The following is an 18,845-nucleotide window of genomic DNA, read 5'->3' on the forward strand; positions in this document are numbered from 1 at the left end:
GCGTGATCGGGAGTCCCGGTGATGAGTCGACCGCGCTCCGCATGGGATCGACCGCCCGCGGCCGTGTCCTGGGCCGGCCCTGGGAGCGGGGCCTTCCGCTGCTCGTCCTCATCGTGGACGTGGTCGCGGTGCTGCTCGCCACCTTCGTCTCGGCCCAGCTCCGCTTCGGCGGACCGCGGCGCACCACCCTCCCCGGCGCCGAAGTCATCGACTACAGCGTCATCAGCCTCGCCCTGAGCGCGGCCTGGGTGCTCGCGCTGACCATCCAGGGCTCGCGGGACATCCGGATCCTGGGGGTGGGCAGCGAGGAGTACAAGCGGGTCCTGCAGGGCACCCTCTACCTCTTCGGCACCGTCGCGATCCTCGCCTATGCGGCAGGTCTCGAAGTGGCGCGCGGCTACGTGGGCCTGGCTCTGCCGCTGGGCGTGCTCCTGCTCCTGCTGGGCCGGTTCCTCGTGCGCGGGTGGGTGGCGCGGCAGCGACACCGCGGCAGGTTCCGGCGGCGGCTCCTGCTCGTCGGCGGCCCGAAGGCGGTCCGGCACATCTTCGAGGCCCTCGACTCCGAGGCCGGCGCCGGCTACGCCCCCGTGGCCGCGGCCCTCCCCGGATACAAGACCCGGCAGGAGGACTACCTCCCGATACCGGTCTCCACGGACCTGGACACCGTGGAGGACGTGGTCGCCCACGTGGAGGAGCGCGACGTCGAAGCCGTGGTGATCACCTCGGGCCACTCGTTCGTCCCCTCGGACGTCCGCCGGCTGGGCTGGGAGCTGCAGGAGCGCGGCGTCTCCCTGATCATGGCGCCCGCCCTCGTGGACGTCGCCGGACCCCGCCTCCACACGCAGCCCCTCGCGGGTCTGCCGCTCATCCACCTCTCCACCCCGCGCCTCTCCGAGGGCAAGGCGTTCGCCAAGCGGGCGTTCGACGTCGTCGCGTCGGGTCTGGGCCTGATCGCCATCTCGCCGCTGCTGATCGCCGTCGCGATCGCGGTCAAGGCCACGGACGGCGGGCCGGTGCTGTTCCGGCAGGAGCGGATCGGTCTCGGCGGCAGGCCGTTCACCATGCTCAAGTTCCGTTCCATGGTGGTGGACGCCGAGGAGATCCGGCAGCGGCTCGTCTCGGACGGCGGGGATGCGGACGTCCTGTTCAAGATGAAGGACGACCCGCGCATCACCCGGGTCGGCAAGCTCATCCGCCGCACCAGCATCGACGAGCTGCCCCAGCTCGTGAACGTGCTGCGGGGGGACATGTCCCTCGTGGGCCCGCGGCCCCACCTGCCGCACGAGGTCGAGGCCTACGAGCAGTACGTGCACCGCCGCTTCCTGGTGCAGCCCGGCATCACGGGCCTCTGGCAGGTCTCCGGCCGGTCCGACCTCCCGTGGGAGGAGGCGGTCCGCCTGGACCTCTACTACGTGGAGAACTGGTCCATCCTGGGCGACCTCGTGATCCTGGGCCGGACCGTCAAGGCCGTGATCGCCGCCGACGGCGCCTATTGACCCCGGATCCGCGCGACCTGTGTGGAAGAATGGGCCGTCGTCGCCGCCCCCTGGGGTCCGGCGCTCCGCCCTGGTGTAATGGCAGCACGCCGGCCTTTGGAGCCGTGCGGTCTAGGTTCGAATCCTAGGGGCGGAACCCCCGTCCTCTGACCCCCACCGGTGCAGGAGCCCCCATGTCCCAGCCGTCCGCTCGTCCCTCCGCCGTGATCGTCCTGGCCGCGGGTCAGGGCACCCGCATGAAGTCGACGACGCCGAAGATCATGCACGCGATCGGGGGGCGCTCCCTCGTGGGCCACGCCCTCGCGGCGGCCTGGTCGCTCGCGCCGGAGCACCTCGTGGCCGTGGTCCGGCACGAGCGGGCCCGCGTGGCCGAGCACATCGAGACGGTGGCGGCCCAGCTGGGCATCGACGCGCTGGCGATCGCCGACCAGGACGACGTGCCGGGCACCGGCCGCGCCGTCGAGCTGGGCCTGGCCGCCCTGCCCGCGGACCTCGAGGGCACCGTCGTGGTGACCTACGGCGACGTCCCGCTGCTGACCCCGGAGACCCTCGCCCGCCTCGTCGCGGACCACGAGGCGGACGGCAACGCCGTCACCGTGCTCACCGCCACCCTCGAGGACGCCACGGGCTACGGCCGCATCGTCCGCGACGCCGAGGGCCTCGTGGAGCGGATCATGGAGCACAAGGACGCCCTCGCCCACGCCGAGTCCACGGGGGACGACTCCTTCGCGGCGATCCGCGAGGTCAACTCCGGCATCTACGCCTTCGACGCCGCCCTGCTGCGCCGCACCCTGCCGGAGATCTCCACGGACAACGTGCAGGGTGAGAAGTACCTCACGGACGTGCTCGGCATGGCCCGCGCCGAGGGCGGCCGCGTCGCCTCGGTGGGCACGGACGACGTGTGGGAGGTCGAGGGCGCCAACGACCGCCGGCAGCTCTCCGACCTGGGCCGCCAGCTCAACGACCGCGTGCTGCGCGGCTGGATGAAGGAGGGCGTCACGGTCGTCGACCCGTCCTCCACGTGGGTGGACGTCACCGTCTCCCTCGCCTCGGACATCACGCTCAAGCCCGGCACCCAGCTGCACGGGACGACGTCGGTGGCCACGGGCGCCGTCGTCGGCCCGGACTCCACCCTCACGGACACGCAGGTGGGGGAGGGTGCCGTGGTGAAGCGCACCGACGCCACGGAGGCCGTGATCGGCGCGGGCGCGACCGTCGGCCCGTTCACCTACCTGCGCCCGGGCACGGTGCTGGGGGAGGACGGCAAGATCGGCGCGTTCTACGAGACCAAGAACGTGACCGTGGGCCGCGGTGCCAAGCTCTCCCACCTGGGCTACGCCGGGGACGCCGAGATCGGCGAGTACACCAACATCGGCTGCGGCAACATCACCGCCAACTACGACGGCGTCGCCAAGCACCGCACCGTGATCGGCGCGCACGTGCGCACCGGCTCGAACACGGTGTTCACGGCCCCGGTCTCGGTGGGCGACGGCGCCTACACCGGTGCCGGCGCGGTGGTCCGCGACGACGTCCCGGCCGGCGCCCTGGCGCTGAACGCCGTGACGCAGCGCACCATCGAGGGCTGGGTGCCCGCCAAGCGCCCCGGCAGCACGTCCGCGCAGGCCGCTGAGGCGGCCGGGGCGGCCGTCGCGGACGCCGAGGGCTGATCCCTCGCGCCCTAGGATGGGTGCGAGGACCGGGCCGCCCCGGGCGGCCGACACCGACGCCGGACGCCGTCGGTCCTGGAACGCGAGACCACGAAGGATGTTGAGGACGTCATGACGGAGCTGAGCCGCAGCGAGGACAAGCGACTGGTGCTGGCCACGGGCCGCGCCCACCCCGAGCTCGCGCAGGAGATCGCCGAGGAGCTGGGCACCGAGCTGCTCCCCATGAGCGCCTACGACTTCGCCAACGGCGAGATCTACGTGCGCTCGGGCGAGTCGGTGCGCGGCAAGGACGTGTTCATCATCCAGTCGCACCCGGCGCCCCTGAACAACCACCTCATGGAGCAGCTGATCATGGTGGACTCCATGAAGCGCGCCTCCGCCCGCCGCATCACGGTGGTCTCGCCGTTCTACCCGTACGCCCGCCAGGACAAGAAGGGCCGCGGCCGCGAGCCGATCTCGGCCCGTCTCGTCGCGGACCTGTACAAGACCGCCGGCGCCTCCCGTGTGATGAGCGTGGACCTGCACACCGCCCAGATCCAGGGCTTCTTCGACGGCCCGGTGGACCACCTGTTCGCCATCCCGCTGCTGGCGGACCACATCCGCTCCAGCGTGGAGGGCGAGGAGGTCACGGTGGTCTCCCCGGACACGGGCCGCGTGCGCGTGGCGGAGCAGTGGGCGGACCGCCTGGGCGGCGTGCCGCTGGGCTTCGTGCACAAGAGCCGGGACCTCACCGTTCCGAACAAGGCCGAGTCCAAGACCGTGGTCGGGGACGTCGAGGGCCGCGTCTGCGTGCTGATCGACGACATGATCGACACCGGCGGCACCATCGCCGGCGCCGTGCAGATCCTCAAGGACGCCGGCGCGAAGGACGTCATCATCGCCGCCACGCACGCGGTGTTCTCGGACCCGGCCGCCCAGCGTCTCGGCGAGTGCGGCGCCCGCGAGGTCGTGGTGACCAACACCCTGCCCATCCCGGAGGAGAAGCGCTTCGAGACCCTCACGGTGCTCTCGATCGCCCCGCTGATCGCCCGCGCGATCCGCGAGGTCTTCGAGGACGGCTCGGTCACCAGCCTGTTCGACGGCGTCGCCTGACCATGGCCGAGCGCCTCGAGCCGGTCCCCGGGGACGACGTCGACGGCGGGGCGGGCGCCGCGCCGCAGCCTCGCCGTCCGCGCCTGCCGTTCTGGGCCTCCCTGCTGCTGAACGTGGTGGTCGCCATCGCGGTCGTCGCCGTGGTGCAGGCTCTGTGGGTGAAGGTGTACTCGGTGCCGTCCGGCTCGATGGAGAACACCCTCGAGGTGGGGGACCGCATGCTGGTCAACCGCACCGCCTACCCGGACGGGATGGCCGACTCACAGGATGTGGTGGTCTTCACGGCGAACGAGGACTGGGCGACCCCCACATCGTCCGAGGGGGCCGTGGAGAACGCCGTCCGCACGTTCGGCGACCTCACCGGCATCGGCCGCTCGCACGAGCAGGCGCTGGTCAAGCGCGTGATCGGCACCGCGGGGCAGACCGTGGAGTGCTGCACTGCCGAGGGCGCCGTGACCGTGGACGGGGAGCCCCTGGACGAGCCGTACATCCACAATGACCTGCCGTTCCTCCGGGACGAGCTGGACTGCGAGTCCGAGGTGATGTCCGCGCGCTGCTTCGGCCCGGTCACCGTGCCGGAGGACTCGATGCTCGTGCTCGGCGACCACCGCTCGAACTCGGCCGACTCCGTGATCGCGTGCCGCGGCATCCCCGCCGACCAGGCCGGGGACTGCGCCCGCTTCGTCACCCGCGAGGACATCGTGGGCGAGGTCTTCGTGACCGTCTGGCCGCCCACGCACTGGGGCGGGCACTGATCTCCTGAGGGGGCGGGGCTCCTGGGCGACGGCCGTCTTCGGGCCGTGCCGGCTCAGCCGGCCGTGGCCAGCTGCACGGCGATCAGGGCGTCCATCGCCTCCCGCACCCGGGCCTCAGCGTCCTCGGGCACGGGCCCTTCGGCGCGGAGATGGGCCACCACGTCGGCGGCCGTCCGCGGCTCGTCCAGTAGGAGCCAGACGGTCGGGCCCACACCGTCGAGCACGACCAGCCGTTCGGAGACGAGCAGGACCAGGCGGCCGCTGTCGGTCAGGATGCCGTCGTCGACGGAGCAGCGGGACACCGCGCCCGGGGCCGCCGCACCGGCCGAGGCCCGCAGCTCCTCATCGGTGAGTGCCTCCCAGGCGGGGGTGACGGGCGTGGGCGGGGCCGCCAGCAGGCCGTCGACGACGTCCCGCAGGTCTTCGGCTTCGGCGTAGACGAGGCGTCGGGCGCCGCCGACCGCGTCGAGGACGCGGCACAGCGTCACGAGACCGCGGGGGAGCCGGGCGAGGGAGGACGTCTGGGGGACGAGCGCCCCCAGCGCAGCCAAGAGCTCCATGGGCTCCGCCCGCGGCGTCACCGGGCCCGCCGGATCCCGCACGCGGTCCAGCACGGCGATCCGGGCCAGCCGGGCGGCGGCGAGGGTCGGGCCGAGACCCAGGTCGTCCGGGCCGCGCTGGGTCTTCGGCCGCACTCCCCGTGCGTCCAGCACGGACAGCGGCTTGGGGTACGGGGTGACGGACAGGCCGTCGGGGGCGATGATCGCGGTCTCGTCGGTGAGGTAGGCGAAATGGGGCCCCAGTCGGCGCGTGGCCGTCGTCTTGCCCGTCCCGGACGCCGCCACCAGGACGATCGCCGCCCCGGTGTCCGGTGCGGCGAGGCACGCGGCATGGAACAGCAGGTGGGTGCCGCGGGCGGACTCGATCGCCCGTGAGGTCGCCAGGAACACCAGGTCCTCGTGCCACTGGAGCCACGGACGCGCGGTGTCGGCGTCGCGGTGCGCATCCGCGCGGGCCGGCGGCTCCACGGCCTCCACACCGCATCGGGCCCAGGACTCGACGACCTCCGCCCGCTCGTCTCCCGTGAGGCCGCTGACCGTCACGGCATCGAGTCCGGCGCCGATGCGCAACGCGGTCGTCTCGCGCATGGCTTCGTCCTCCCCGTGGGTGCCGGGCATGGCCCACCCTCTCCATCCCGTGGCTGTCCGGTCAGTGTACCGAGCACCGTGTCGACGGCCACGAGGCCGCCCCACCGGACGGCGCGGGTCCTCGCCAGTCCTTCCCTATACTCGTCACAGGTTCTCGGGCGCTGGGTGCGCCCTCCATCCGAGCCGAGGGAGGAACCCGCATGGCAGCCCAGCCGACCACGGCGGCCGTCACCGTGGTGATCCCGCACTACGGCGATCCGGCCCCCACCCTCGCCCTCGTCGACCGCCTGCTGGCCGATCCCGGGGACGCGCTGGCCGCCATCGTGGTCTCGGACGACGCCTCGCCCACCCCGTATCCCGAAGCCCACGATCCGCGTCTGACCGTGGTGCGCCGCGAGCGCAACGGCGGGTTCGGGGCGAACGTGAACACCGGGCTGGCCGCGGTCACCACCGAGCTGGCCCTGGTCCTCAACTCGGACGCCGAGATCACGGGGGCGCAGATCGACGCGCTGGTGGCGGCGGCCGCTCCATACCAGCCGGCCGTGGTCAGCCCGCAGGTCGTCAACGAGGACGGCACGCCGCAGTGGTCCGGCCGGCACTTCCCCACGGTCCTGCACCAGACCGTCGAGTGGCTGACTCCGCTGGCCCGCTTCCGTCACCTGGACGTGCTCCACGAGGCCGTGGGGCACGACGTCGCGGCGGCCCGGTCCGTCTCGCCCGTGGCGGTCGACTGGGTGATGGGCGCCGTGCTGCTCCTGCCGATGGCGCAGGTCCGCGCCGTCGGCGGGTTCGACGAGGAGTACTTCATGAATTCCGAGGAGGTCGACCTGCAGCGTCGCCTGCGCGAGCGCGGCGTGCCGTCGATCGTGGTCCCGGCGGTCCGTGTGCCGCACGGGCTGCACGGCTCCTCGGACCCGCTGCGCCGGCGCGGCTGGCTGGTGGACTCCCGGTACCGCTACGCCCGGAAGTTCGGTCACCCCCGGGCCCTCAAGGCCGCGCTCACCGCGGCCACCGGGGCGAACTTCGCCGTGAACATGCTCCGGCAGGCCCGGGGTGTGGACGTGGACGCCCGCGCCGTGCTCCGGGACGAGCACGCGCTGGTCTGGAAGGGGCAGCGCCGATGAGCGCCACCGGCTACACCGTGCCGGCGCCGCCCGACGCGCGGGGCGGCCGCTCCCCGGAACGGCTGTTCCTCGTCTCGCCGGCGTTCCACGGCTATCACCGCTCCATCGCGGCGGCGTGGGCGGCCCAGGGCTTCGACGTCACGGTGCACTGCTACGACGCCTACGCCACGCTCGGCATGAAGCTGCGGAACAAGGGGCTGCTCGAGCTGCCGCAGAAGGCGGGCGTGGACCGCACGGCCGCGCGGGTCGCCTGGGACACGGGGCGGGCCGTGGCCGCGCTGCGCGAGGCCCGGCCGGACCGCGTGCTCGTGATCAAGGGGGACTCGCTGGGCGAGGACTTCTGGTCCGAGATCCTCGAGGCGGGCCTGCCCCGCATGCTCTGGCTGTACGACGACCTCGCGCGGCACGACTACTCGATGGAGTTCCTGCGCTCCGTCGGGCCGGTGCTCAGCTACGCCCGCTCCGAGGCCGAGCTGCTGGCCGGCGAGGGCGTGGACGCCCACTACATGCCCAACGGCTTCGACCCGGCGATGGCGTTGCCTCAGGTGCCGCGGCGCGACGAGCTGGTCTTCGTGGGCTCGCGCTACCCGAACCGCGTGGAGCTGCTCACCCGCCTGGCCGCGGCCGGGGTGCCCGTGCGCGCCTACGGGCGTCAGTGGAGCCACCACCCGGTGGACCGCCTGCGCACGTGGGAGCTGACCCGTCCGGACCTGCCGGCCGAACGGGACATCCCCCTCGAGGAGGCGTACGCCGTGCAGGCGGCCGCCGCGGGCGCCATCAACATCCACGGCCTGCAGGCCGGCCACGCGATGCGGACCTTCGAGGTGCCCGGCATGGGCGGTCTCCAGCTGGTCGATCGGGCCGACGTGGCCGAGTTCTACGTCCCGGAAGAGGAGGTGCTCGTCTTCGAGGACGCGGACCACCTCATCGAGCTGGGCCGCCGGATCGTCGCGGACCCCGCTTGGGGAGCGCGCATCCGAGAGGCCGGCCGCCGCCGGTCGCACGCGGAGCACACGTTCGCGCACCGGGCGGCCATGGCCCAGGGGTGGTGGGCATGACCGACGCGCCCCTCTTCTGGCGCTCCGAAGACCTGCCACGCTGGCACGCGTGGCAGCGCGCCCAGTGGCCGCTGACCCGGCGGGCCGCGGACACCGCGCGCTCGACCGTGCGGGCCGTGGCCGGCGCCCTGACACGCCGCCGGCCCACCGGCGACGACGCTCCCCGCCTGCTCCTGCCGGCGGGGGACGTGCACACCCTCGTCGCCCTCGAGTCCTTCGGCCCCACGCAGCTGGCCGCGTTGGCCTCGCCCGTGGCCGCCCTGGCGACCGCGCGGCCGGAGGTCGCCGCCGGGGTCGGCTGGGTGCTGCCTGCCGGTGACGCACCCGCCCTGCCCGGGGCCGCGGGTCACCGGGAGCACGCCGCCACCGCCGACGTCGTGACGGAGCGCCTGTCCGGGCTCCGCCGCGTCCTGGTGGCGGGGGAGTACCTGCCCTCGGGCCGCGCCGCCGTGCGCTGGGCCCGGCAGCGGGGGGCGCGGATCGGCGTCGTCCAGCACGGGCTGCTGGCCGTGTCCACGCCGCCCGTCCCGCAGGACGCCACCCTGTACGCCTTCACGAGCGCGGACGCGCACTGGTGGACCCAGGGCCGCGCCGATGTGGAGGCCGTCCCGGTGGGCTCGGCGCTGCTGGAGCAGGCCCGCCGGGCCGCGCCCGCGCTCTCGGGTGCCGGGGACGACGGCCCCGGGGTGTTCCTCGGCCAGCTGCACGGCGCCGAGCTGCCCCGCCGGGACTTCGCCGCGGCCGCCGAACAGTACGTGCGGGCCACCGGCGCCGCCTACCGCCCCCACCCGGCCGAGCGGGACCGCCTCTCCCGCGGCCAGCACGTGGCCTGGCGCAGGGCCGGCGTGCGGATCGACGACGCCGGGGCGCCCCTGATCGCCACCCGCGGGCCCGTGGCGGCCGTCTTCTCCACCGGGATCCTCGAGGCCGCGCAGGCCGGCAGACCCGCGTGGGCCGTCCACCCGGACCCGCCCGCCTGGCTGGAGGGGTTCTGGCGGCGCTACGGCATGAGCCGGTGGCGGCCCGGCCGCACCCCGGAGCCCACCCCGCCCCTGGCCTCGCCGACCGCGGACCCTGCGGCCGCGATCGCCGAGCACGTCTGGAAGGAGACCGCGTGAGCATCCTGTGCGTCATCCCCGTGCGCGGCGGGTCCCGAGGGCTGCCCGGCAAGAACATCCGCCTCCTGGGCGGCCACCCGCTCGTCGCCTGGACCATCCAGGCCGCCCTCGAGGCGGAGGAGGACCTGCACGTGGTGGTCTCCACGGACTCGGCCGAGATCGCCGAGGTCGCCCTCCGCTACGGCGCGGACGTCCCGGGCCTGCGCCCGGCCCACCTGGCGCAGGACTCGACCCCCACCGAGCCCGTGATCGAGCACGTGCTCGCGGCCGAGCGCGCGGCCGGCGTCGAACCCGAGGGCGTGATGCTCCTCCAGGCCACCAGCCCGCTCCGCCTGCCCGGCACCCTGGACCGCGCCGTGCGGCAGTTCCGGGACACGGGGGTGGACTCGCTGGTCGGCGTCGTCCCGGTGTCCCCGTTCCTGTGGCGCCACGCTGAGGACCTCGACGGGGAGCCGATCCCGGACTTCGACGTCACGGCGCGCAAGCGCCGGCAGGACATGACGGGCACCGACCTGCGGTTCCGCGAGAACGGGTCCCTCTACGTGACGCGCCCCTGGGTCTACGACCGGCTGCACAACCGGCTCGGCGGCCGGATCGGCCTGCTGGAGCTCGACGACCTCGAGGGCGTGGACATCGACACCGAGCTCGACTTCGCCCTGGCCGAGCAGCAGATGGACCAGTACCTGGCGGTCCACAAGGTGCTCCAGCACCGCTCCGGCCTCGGTGCCCCGCACACCGCCGAGTCCCCCACCACCGGCCCCAACCGCACTCCCGGAGGCGCGCAGTGATCATCGAACGCAGGCTCACCCCCTACCTCGTCTTCCCCGAGGACTCGCTCCTGGTCGCCCTGCAGAAGATGACCGACAACCGCGAGCGCACCGTGTTCGTGGTGGACTCCCACGGCTTCCTCGTCGGCTCGCTGACGGACGGGGACGTGCGCCGCTGGCGCGTGGCGCATCCGGAGGCGCCGCTGGACGTGGCCGCGGCCGACGTCGCCCACCGCGACCCGGCGACGGCGCCCCTGGGCGCCTCCCCGGCCGAGATGCGCGAGGCCCTGCCCACCGGGGCGCGGCACCTGCCGCTGCTGGACGAGCGCGGCCGCCTGACGGCCCTGGCGATCGACCGGGAGGCGGAGCTGTGTATCGGCGGGCACCGGATCGGGGAGGGCCACCCGGCGTTCCTGATCGCGGAGATCGGCAACAACCATCAGGGCGATGTGGACCTGGCCCGCCGTCTCGTGGACCTGGCCGTGGAGGCGGGCGCGGACGCCGTGAAGTTCCAGCTGCGGGACATGGACGCCCTCTACCGGCAGTCCGGTGCGGCCACCGCCGGCGAGGACCTGGGGGCCCAGCGCACTCTGGACGAGCTGGCCAAGTTCTCGCTCTCCGCCGAGGACATGGTGCGGGTGTTCGACCACGTCCGGGACGCCGGCGTCGCCCTGATGTGCACCCCGTGGGACGCCCCGTCCATGCGGGTGCTGCGCGCGTACCCGGTGGACGGCGTGAAGATCGCCTCGGCGGACCTGACGAACCACGGTCTGCTGCGGGACGCGGCCGCCTCCGGCCTGCCGATGGTGCTCTCCACCGGCATGTCCCGGGAGGAGGAGATCCGCGAGTCGGTTGCACTGGTGCGCTCCTTCGGCGTCCCCTTCGCGATGCTGCACGCCCAGTCCACCTACCCCGCCCCCTACAAGGACGTGAACCTGGCCTACCTGGACCGGCTCGCGGAGATCGCGCAGACGCCGGTGGGCTACTCGGGGCACGAGCGCGGCTTCCACGTGGCCCTGGCCGCGGTGGCCCGGGGCGCTGCGATCATCGAGAAGCACTTCACCGTGGACCGGGGGCTCGAGGGCAACGACCACAAGGTCTCCCTGCTGCCGGAGGAGTTCGCGCAGATGGTCCGGCAGACGCGGGACATCGAGGAGTCGATCGGCGTCGGGACCGAGCGCGTGGTCTCCACGGGCGAGGCGATGAACCGCATCAACCTGGCCAAGTCCCTGGTGGCGGCCCGTCCGCTGCAGGCCGGCGCCACGATCACCGCCGACGACGTGACCGTGAAGTCCCCGGGCCGCGGCCTGCAGCCCAACGAGCTGCCGCGCCTGGTCGGCCGCACCCTGCACCGCGAGATGGCCGAGGGCGACTTCTTCTTCGCCGGCGACCTCACGGACACGGTGCCCACCGGGCGCCAGTTTCAGTTCCGGCGCCCCTGGGGTCTGCCGGTGCGCTACCACGACGTCGCGGCGCTGACGAAGGATTGCACCCCGGACTTCCTGGAGTTCCACTTCTCCTACAAGGACCTCGAGATGGACATCGACTCGGTGTTCACCGAGCCCCTGCCGATGGGCTTCACCACCCACCTGCCGGACATCTTCTCCGGCGACTTCCTCGTGGACCTGGCCAGCGACGACGACGCCGTGTGGGAGCGCTCGATCGCCGAGGTGCAGCGCACGATCGACATCACCCGGGACCTGAAGCGCTGGTTCCCGTCCGAGGAGGCGCCCATCATGGTCATCACCATGGGCGGGTTCACCCTGGACCGGCACATCCGCCCGGAGGAGAGGCAGCCGAAGTACGAGCGCATCGCCGAGGCCGTGAAGCGCCTGGACACCTCCGGCATCCGGATCGCCGCGCAGACGCTGCCGCCGTTCCCGTGGCTGATGGGCGGTCAGCAGTACCACAACCTCTTCATGGACCCGGACGACACCGTGGCGTTCGTGGAGGCCACGGGGGTGCCCCTGTGCCTGGACATCTCCCACTCCAAGCTCTCGGCCACGTTCCTCGGGATCCCCTTCTCGGAGATGGTGGAGAAGCTGGCCCCGCACACCATCCACCTGCATCTCGTGGACGCCACCGGTGTGGACGGGGAGGGACCGCAGATCGGCGAGGGCGACGTCGACTGGCCCGTGCTGTGCGAGCAGCTGGACCGCCTGGCCCCCGGGGTGAGCTTCATCCCGGAGATCTGGCAGGGCCACATCAACAACGGCGAGGGCTTCTGGACGGCCCTGGACCGGCTGGAGCAGTGGCTGTGACGCCGGACGTGACGGCGCCCGCCCCGGCCTCGCTGACGCTCTGGGTGGTGCCCGTCGCCGACCTCGGCGGCGTGGCGCGGCACGTCCTCGACGTCGCGCGCGTGGGCCTGCCCGGTCTGCGTCTGGCGGTGCTCTGCCCCGAGGGACCGCTCGCCGAGCGCCTGCGCGAGCAGGGCGCGGCGGTGTTCACCGGGGACATCGGGCCCGACGCCGGCCTGGCCGCCTCGGTGCGGACGCTCCGGACGGCGGTGCGCACCCTGCGCCCGGCCGCGGTCCACACGCATCTGGCCTACGCCGACCTCGCGGCCTTCACCGCGCTCGGCCCGGAACGTGCCGGGCGCCGGGCCGGTGCACCGGCGCTGCTCAGCACCGAGCACGGGATCGCCCCGGACGACCAGCTGTACAACCGTGCCGCCGCGGCCCGGGTGAAGAACGCCGCGCACCGGGCCCGGCTGCGCGGCACGGACCTCGTGATCGCGGTGGCGCAGTCCACCGCGGACGTGCTCCGACGCAAATGGGGTGCGGGGGCGCCCCTCACCGTGGTGCGCAACGGCGTGGACGTGCCCGCGGTGCGCGCCGCGGCCGCGGGGCAGCGGCGCGCACCGGGGGAGGGGCTGCGGATCCTGTCCCTGTCCCGGCTGGCCCCCGAGAAGAATCTCGACCGGCTGATCGCCGCGCTGCCCGCCCTGCTGGAGCGCGACCCCGGGACGCGGTTGACGCTGGCCGGCTCGGGTCCGCTGGAGGGGCAGCTGCGCGCCCAGGCCGAGGACCTCGGTGTCACGGATGCGGTCGACGTGCCCGGCTTCGTGGAGCCGTGGGGCACCATGGCCGAGCATGACGTGCTGGTGCAGCTCTCGGCGTGGGAGAACCTCAGCTACACCCTGCTCGACGCCGCCGCGGCCGGCCTGCCCGCCGTCGCCACGGACGTGGGCGACAACGGGGAGATCCTGCCGCCCGAGCGCCTGGTCCACGAGGCCACGCCGGCGGCCGTCGCCGACGCCGTGACGCGTGCCGCCGCCCAGGGGCCGGGCGAGGTGCGCGTGGGCGACGTGGAGACCATGGCCCGGGCCACCGCCGAGGCGACCCTCGAGGTGCTCGGGCGCCGGGTGGGGAAGGTGGGTACCCGATGACCGCGGCGAGCCCGAACGAGCCGGGATCGGCGTCGGTGGCTCCGGCCGAGAAGCGCGTGCCGGGACCCCGGTTCCGGGAGTTGGACGGCCTGCGCGGCCTCGCCGCGCTGGCGGTGGTGTTCTCGCATTACACAGGTGCCCACAATTCGCATTACCCGCAAGATCCCGCCGCGTTCCACGACGCGGCCTGGGGTGCTGCGGGCGTGCAGTTGTTCTTCATCATCTCCGGGTTCGTGATCTTCATGTCCGCCCGTGGGGCGCGCCGGCCGAGTGACTTCGCGATCTCCCGGGCGGCCCGGCTCTATCCGCCGTACTGGATCTCCCTGGTGTTCGCCGTGGTGCTGCTCTTGCTGCATCCGGTGCCCGGCTTCCCCTTCACGTGGGGCCAGGCCCTCGTCAACCTGACGATGGTCCAGCGGTGGGTCGGCGTGGACAACGTGGTGGACGTCTACTGGACGCTCGCGGTGGAGATGCAGTTCTACGTGATCATCCTGATCCTCCTGTATCTCACGCGCTGCCGCCTTTCGGACCGCGTGGTGCTGTGGGGGAGCATCGCGTGGTCGGTGATCTCGTGGGGCGTTGTGTTGTTTACCGCGCCGCACGTGGGTTGGGACCCTCAGCGGGACCCCCTGTGGGTGAAGCTCCTCAACAACGCCACCGTGGCCGAGTACGCCCCGTTGTTCGTGCTGGGGATGGCCTTGTACATCGCGCGGCAGACGGGGCGGCACCGCGGCTGGGTCGCGGCGGCCGCGGTGTCCGCGGTGGGCAGCACGTTCGTCATGCGGGGGATGCCGTTGGCCCTCGAGGTCCTCGTGGTGGTGCTCCTCGCAGTCACGGTGATGCTGCGGGAGAGGACGTCCGTGCTGCTCCTGGCCCCTGTCCAGTGGTACGGGAAGATCAGCTATTCCCTCTACATCCTCCACGCCATCCCCGGATACATCCTCATCCACGCGCTCTGGCCGTATGTGGGCCGGAACATGGCCATGCTCGTGGCCTTGGCCGTGGTCTCCGTGCTCGCCTGGGCCCTGCAGAAGTACGGCGAGGAGCACCTCGGCCGCGTGGCCAAGCGGGGGCTGACCCGCGTCCGCTCCGTCGTGGACGCGCGCACCGGTCATCCCCGATCCCTGGAGCCGGCCCGATGACCGGTCGCATCTGGATTCTGGCGAACCAGGGTGAGGTGGGCGGCGGCGAGGTGATGCTGCACCATCTCGCCACGGCGTTGCGCGAGCTGGGGCGGGATGTAGGCGTCGTGGCCCCGGCGCACCCGGCCGAGACCGCCGATCGCCTGGCCGCGGACGGCTTCGACGTGGTCCGCGTGGGTGGGCCCGGACGACTGGGGTACCTGCGTGCTCTCCGGGCCTGGGACCGTGGCCGTGACGGGGACGACGTCGTGTGGTGCAACGGGCTGTTGCCCGCCACCGCCCTGGCCGGCCGGCCGCGCCGGATCGTGCACCTGCACCAGGTGCCCGCGAAGCCGGTTCTGCGCGTGTTCTCCGCCCTGGCGCGCCCCGGCGCGCTCGCGGTCCTCGTGCCCTCCCGGTTCGCGGCGGACCGCATCCACGGGGCCCGCGTGCTCCACAACTGGGTTCCGGGTCCGAGGACGCCGCAGGCAGAACGGACCCGCGATGCCGATGGGCCGGTGACCGTGGGCTTCCTCGGCCGGCTGTCCGAGGACAAGGGCATTCTGACGCTGCTCGAGGCCGCCGCGCTGCTGCGGAAGACCGACCCGGGTGCTTTCGTGTTCCGTGTCGCGGGGGAGAGCCGGTTCGTGGCGGATGACGAGGCCGAGCGACTCGCCACCGCCCTGACGGCAGCCGGTGAGGACGTCCAGGTGCTCGGCTGGCAGGACACCGGCGAGTTCTTGGCCTCCGTGGACGTGCTGGCCGTGCCGTCGCAGTGGGCGGAGTCCTTCGGCCTCGTGGCGGCCGAGGCGATGGCGGCGGGCGTTCCGGTGGTGGCCTCCGATGCGGGGGCCGTTCCCGAGGTGGTCGGCAGCGATCACCCCTTCGTTGTTCCGCAGCGGGACGCTGCCGCACTCGCGAATTGCCTGCGGGCCGTGCGTGCGGTCGATCTGGGCGAGGTGGCCCACTCCCAGCGGCACCGCTGGGCGTCGCTGTTCTCTCCCGAGGCTGGCCGCGCCGCCGTCGCCGAGCTCCTGGATGACTTGTCCCTATGACCCCCGCGGAGGACTCATGACCGAGACGCCCCTGACCCCCGAGGCCAGCGTGATCGTCCCCAGCCGGGGCGGTGCTCAGCGGCTGCCGCGCCTGATCGGCGCTCTCGCCGCGCAGGAGGACGCCCCGCCGTTCGAGGTCCACGTGGTCGTGGACGGGGATGTGGACGGGTCGGAAGCGGTGCTCGGGCAGTTGGCCGCGGAACGCCCGGGCCTGGACCTGAGCTGGACCGTCTTCCCGGAGAACCGCGGACGGGTCGGCGCGCTCAACGCCGGTGCCGACGCGACGTCCGGCCGTATTCTCATCCGTGCCGATGACGATCTCGAGCCCGGACCTCACTACATCCGGAACCACGTGGCCGCGCACGCGGGCGGGCCCGGCGGAGCGATCGGACTCTACGTGAACGTCCTGGAGCCCACCCCGTATCAGCGCGCCTACGGTGACGCTCAGGACGTCCTGCACCGCGAGCACGCGTATGCGCTGCCGGCGGATCGGCAGTGGCGGCACTGGGCCGGCAACGTGTCCGTCCCCCGTGCCCTGCACGAGCAGATCGGCGGCTACGACCTGGACTACCGACAGTACGGGTGGGAGGACATCGACTACGGCTACCGGCTGCACGCGGCAGGCTATCCCGTGGTGATCCGCCCCGAGCTGGAGACGCGGCACCACGCTGCCGCCGTGACGACGCACTCGAAGGCGGTGCGGGCCTTGCACGGCACGGCCGCGCGGAACCTGTTCGTGAGCAAGCACGGGGCGGCACCGCTCGGCACCATCGGCGCTCCGCGAGGCGTGTGGGGTGCTGCCGTGCGCCTGGTGGCGTTGGGGACCACCGAAGCCACGCTCACGCGCTCCAGTGCTCTGATCGACGCCGTCACGGACCACCTGCCCCGGGGGCTCGCCCGTCGACTCATCGCCCTCCAGGTGGAGGGCGCCGCCGAAGCCGGACGAGCCCGTCCCCACCGCGCCCAACGGGCCATCTGAGGAGACACGATGTCGGAACAGACCCCCGCAACAATCGCCATCGCCCACGACTACCTCACCCAAAAGGGCGGGGCGGAACGGGTGGTGCTCGCCCTGCACCGGATGTGGCCGGACGCGCCCATCTACACGACGTTCTACGACCCCGAGGGCACGTTCCCCGAGTTCAAGGACGCGCACATCGTCACGTCGCCCCTGAACCGGGTGGGGCTGCTGCGGAAGGACCCGCGGAGGGCACTGCCGCTGCTGCCCCTGGCCTCCTCACTGATGCACGTGAAGGAGTCCGTCGCCGTCGTCTCGACGTCCGGCTGGGCGCATGGATTCCGCTACGACGGCGCCACGCTCGTCTACTGCCACACCCCGGCGCGCTGGGTGTACCTGCTGGACGACTACCTGGGTGAGGACGGACGGGACAGCATCAAGGGCCGGGTCGCCCGCGTGCTGCGCCCGGGCCTGCGCAGGTGGGACCGCGCGGCCGTCCGGCGCCGATCACGCTATGTGGCCAACTCCACGGTGGTGAAGGAGCGGATCGAGGACGTCTACGGGCTCGACGGCGTGGACCTCGTGTTCCCGCCGCACTCCGTGAGCACGGATGGCCCGCAGGAGCCGATCCCCGGTGCCGAGCGGCCGGCGGAGGACGGTTTCCTGCTGTCGGTCGCGCGGCTCATGCCGTACAAGCACGTGGACGTGGCGATCGCGGCAGCGGCCCGTGCGGGGCGGCCGCTCGTGGTGATCGGCAAGGGCCCGGAGGAGGCCCGGCTGCGTGCGATGGCGGGGGAGGACGTGGTGTTCGGCCAGGACCTCACCGACGCGCAGCTGCGCTGGGCGTACGTGCACGCGATCGCACTGATCGCTGCGAGCCACGAGGACTTCGGCATCACGCCGCTCGAGGCGAGCGCGTGGGGCGTGCCCACCGTGGCGCTGCGTGCGGGCGGCTACCTGGACACCATCGTGGACGGCGTCAACGGGGTGTTCGTGGACGCCCCGACGGTGGATGCGGTGGCTGGCGGGGTGGAACGTCTGTTGGCGCATGACTGGGACCGGGCGGCGATGCAGGCGCATGCCGAGCGGTTCTCCGAGGGTGCGTTCGCTCGGCAGATCCGTGCGCTGGTCGCGGAGTTGACGGACGACTGACGTTTCAGTGGTGCGAGGCGAGTAGGTCTAACAGGTATCGACCGTACCCGGACTTCACGAGAGGCTCGGCGCGCTCGCGCAGTTCGTCGTCGGTGAGCAGGCCCTGACGCCAGGCGACCTCCTCGGGCGAGCCGACCTTGAGGCCCTGACGGGACTCGATGGTGCGGATGAAATTGGAGGCGTCGTTCAGGTCGTGGAACGTGCCGGTGTCCAGCCATGCCGTGCCCCGGGGAAGGACCTCCACGTTGAGGCTGCCGCGTTCCAGGTAGGTGCGGTTCACGTCGGTGATCTCCAGCTCGCCGCGTGCCGACGGCTTGAGGCTCTTCGCAATCTCGACGACGTCGTTGTCGTAGAAGTACAGCCCGGGCACCGCATAGTTGCTCTTGGGCTCCTTGGGCTTCTCCTCCAGTGAGACGGCCTTGCCGGCGTCGTCGAACTCCACCACGCCGTAGGCGCTGGGGTCCGCCACCCAGTAGCCGAACACGGTGGCTCCGTCGACCTGGGTGTGACGGCGCAGCTGCTGGCCCATGCCGGGGCCGTAGAAGATGTTGTCCCCCAGGACGAGCGCGACATGCTCGTCTCCGATGTGCTCCTCCCCGAGGATGAACGCCTGTGCCAGGCCGTCGGGAGAGGGCTGCTGGACATAGCTGAGCGAGATCCCGAACTGGGAGCCGTCGCCCAGGAGCCGCTGGAACTGCTGCGCGTCGTGCGGGGTGGTGATGACCAGGATGTCGCTGATGCCCGCCAAGATCAGCGTCGACAGCGGGTAGTAGATCATCGGCTTGTCATAGACGGGCACGAGCTGCTTCGAGATGCCATGGGTGATGGGGTGCAGGCGGGAGCCGGTGCCGCCGGCGAGGATGATGCCCTTCATATGCGACTTCGACGTCCCTTCAACGCTCGGTGAGTGCGTGTCTACCGGGCACCCTACCGGGATAGGATC

At 72.6% G+C, this 18,845-nt stretch carries 16 protein-coding genes and 1 tRNA gene; 15 read left to right on the forward strand and 2 right to left on the reverse strand.

Features of this window, described 5'->3' with window-relative positions:
• The first annotated feature begins 2 nt into the window (after positions 1-2).
• The 5 genes from O3T09_RS05845 to lepB all read left to right on the forward strand — a co-directional run bounded on the left by O3T09_RS05845 (position 3) and on the right by lepB (position 5,010).
• Positions 3-1,496 (forward strand): sugar transferase, encoded by a 1,494-nt coding sequence (locus O3T09_RS05845; protein WP_269295431.1) that lies wholly within the window; start codon positions 3-5, stop codon positions 1,494-1,496.
• 64 nt (positions 1,497-1,560) lie between these two features.
• Positions 1,561-1,632, forward strand: a tRNA-Gln gene (locus O3T09_RS05850).
• A 37-nt stretch (positions 1,633-1,669) separates the two neighbouring features.
• Entirely contained in the window at positions 1,670-3,163 is a 1,494-nt protein-coding gene (gene glmU / locus O3T09_RS05855) for a bifunctional UDP-N-acetylglucosamine diphosphorylase/glucosamine-1-phosphate N-acetyltransferase GlmU (RefSeq protein ID WP_269295432.1), read from the forward strand.
• A 111-nt stretch (positions 3,164-3,274) separates the two neighbouring features.
• Positions 3,275-4,255 (forward strand): ribose-phosphate diphosphokinase, encoded by a 981-nt coding sequence (locus O3T09_RS05860; RefSeq protein ID WP_020627447.1) that lies wholly within the window; start codon positions 3,275-3,277, stop codon positions 4,253-4,255.
• Between the two features lie 2 nt (positions 4,256-4,257).
• Positions 4,258-5,010 (forward strand): signal peptidase I, encoded by a 753-nt coding sequence (gene lepB / locus O3T09_RS05865; protein WP_269295433.1) that lies wholly within the window; start codon positions 4,258-4,260, stop codon positions 5,008-5,010.
• 53 nt (positions 5,011-5,063) lie between these two features.
• On the opposite strand, the gene O3T09_RS05870 is transcribed toward lepB, so the two are convergent.
• Positions 5,064-6,158 carry a PqqD family peptide modification chaperone gene (locus O3T09_RS05870; RefSeq protein WP_269295434.1) on the reverse strand — a complete coding sequence of 365 codons (1,095 nt, stop codon included), beginning with the start codon at positions 6,156-6,158 and terminating at the stop codon, positions 5,064-5,066.
• Between the two features lie 200 nt (positions 6,159-6,358).
• Here O3T09_RS05870 and O3T09_RS05875 point away from each other — a divergent pair, with 200 nt between their 5' ends.
• Genes O3T09_RS05875 through O3T09_RS05920 form a run of 10 tightly spaced genes read left to right on the forward strand, consistent with a single transcriptional unit; the run spans position 6,359 to position 17,902 of the window.
• Positions 6,359-7,282 (forward strand): glycosyltransferase family 2 protein, encoded by a 924-nt coding sequence (locus O3T09_RS05875; protein ID WP_269295435.1) that lies wholly within the window; start codon positions 6,359-6,361, stop codon positions 7,280-7,282.
• Positions 7,279-8,340 carry a CgeB family protein gene (locus tag O3T09_RS05880; RefSeq protein ID WP_002854452.1) on the forward strand — a complete coding sequence of 354 codons (1,062 nt, stop codon included), beginning with the start codon at positions 7,279-7,281 and terminating at the stop codon, positions 8,338-8,340. Before O3T09_RS05875 ends, O3T09_RS05880 begins: the two co-directional genes overlap by 4 nt.
• Positions 8,337-9,458: a hypothetical protein gene (locus O3T09_RS05885; protein ID WP_002854450.1), complete on the forward strand. Its 1,122-nt coding sequence runs from the start codon at positions 8,337-8,339 to the stop codon at positions 9,456-9,458. The genes O3T09_RS05880 and O3T09_RS05885 overlap by 4 nt, the downstream gene beginning before the upstream one ends.
• A complete protein-coding gene (locus O3T09_RS05890) occupies positions 9,455-10,246 on the forward strand; it encodes an acylneuraminate cytidylyltransferase family protein (protein WP_002854448.1) in 792 nt (263 codons plus the stop codon). The genes O3T09_RS05885 and O3T09_RS05890 overlap by 4 nt, the downstream gene beginning before the upstream one ends.
• Positions 10,243-12,486, forward strand: a complete 2,244-nt coding sequence (locus tag O3T09_RS05895) for an N-acetylneuraminate synthase family protein (RefSeq protein ID WP_002854446.1) — start codon at positions 10,243-10,245, stop codon at positions 12,484-12,486. The genes O3T09_RS05890 and O3T09_RS05895 overlap by 4 nt, the downstream gene beginning before the upstream one ends.
• The gene (locus O3T09_RS05900; protein ID WP_269295436.1) at positions 12,477-13,616 is read left to right on the forward strand and encodes a glycosyltransferase family 4 protein; all 1,140 of its coding nucleotides are present in this window, start codon (positions 12,477-12,479) and stop codon (positions 13,614-13,616) included. The genes O3T09_RS05895 and O3T09_RS05900 overlap by 10 nt, the downstream gene beginning before the upstream one ends.
• Positions 13,613-14,758, forward strand: a complete 1,146-nt coding sequence (locus O3T09_RS05905) for an acyltransferase family protein (protein WP_002854439.1) — start codon at positions 13,613-13,615, stop codon at positions 14,756-14,758. The genes O3T09_RS05900 and O3T09_RS05905 overlap by 4 nt, the downstream gene beginning before the upstream one ends.
• On the forward strand, positions 14,755-15,792 hold the full coding sequence (locus O3T09_RS05910) for a glycosyltransferase family 4 protein (RefSeq protein ID WP_002854438.1): 1,038 nt from the start codon (positions 14,755-14,757) through the stop codon (positions 15,790-15,792). Before O3T09_RS05905 ends, O3T09_RS05910 begins: the two co-directional genes overlap by 4 nt.
• Positions 15,793-15,808: 16 nt before the next feature.
• Positions 15,809-16,771 (forward strand): glycosyltransferase family 2 protein, encoded by a 963-nt coding sequence (locus tag O3T09_RS05915; RefSeq protein WP_002854436.1) that lies wholly within the window; start codon positions 15,809-15,811, stop codon positions 16,769-16,771.
• Positions 16,772-16,780: 9 nt separating this feature from the next.
• The gene (locus O3T09_RS05920; protein WP_002854435.1) at positions 16,781-17,902 is read left to right on the forward strand and encodes a glycosyltransferase; all 1,122 of its coding nucleotides are present in this window, start codon (positions 16,781-16,783) and stop codon (positions 17,900-17,902) included.
• Between the two features lie 4 nt (positions 17,903-17,906).
• Here the strand turns inward: O3T09_RS05920 and rfbA are convergent, their stop codons facing one another.
• Positions 17,907-18,776 (reverse strand): glucose-1-phosphate thymidylyltransferase RfbA, encoded by an 870-nt coding sequence (rfbA, locus tag O3T09_RS05925; protein WP_002854434.1) that lies wholly within the window; start codon positions 18,774-18,776, stop codon positions 17,907-17,909.
• Positions 18,777-18,845 lie beyond the last annotated feature (69 nt).

The organism is Micrococcus sp. H39-S4, from assembly GCF_027158145.1.
In the GTDB taxonomy this organism is placed as follows: Bacteria; Actinomycetota; Actinomycetes; order Actinomycetales; family Micrococcaceae; genus Micrococcus; species Micrococcus luteus.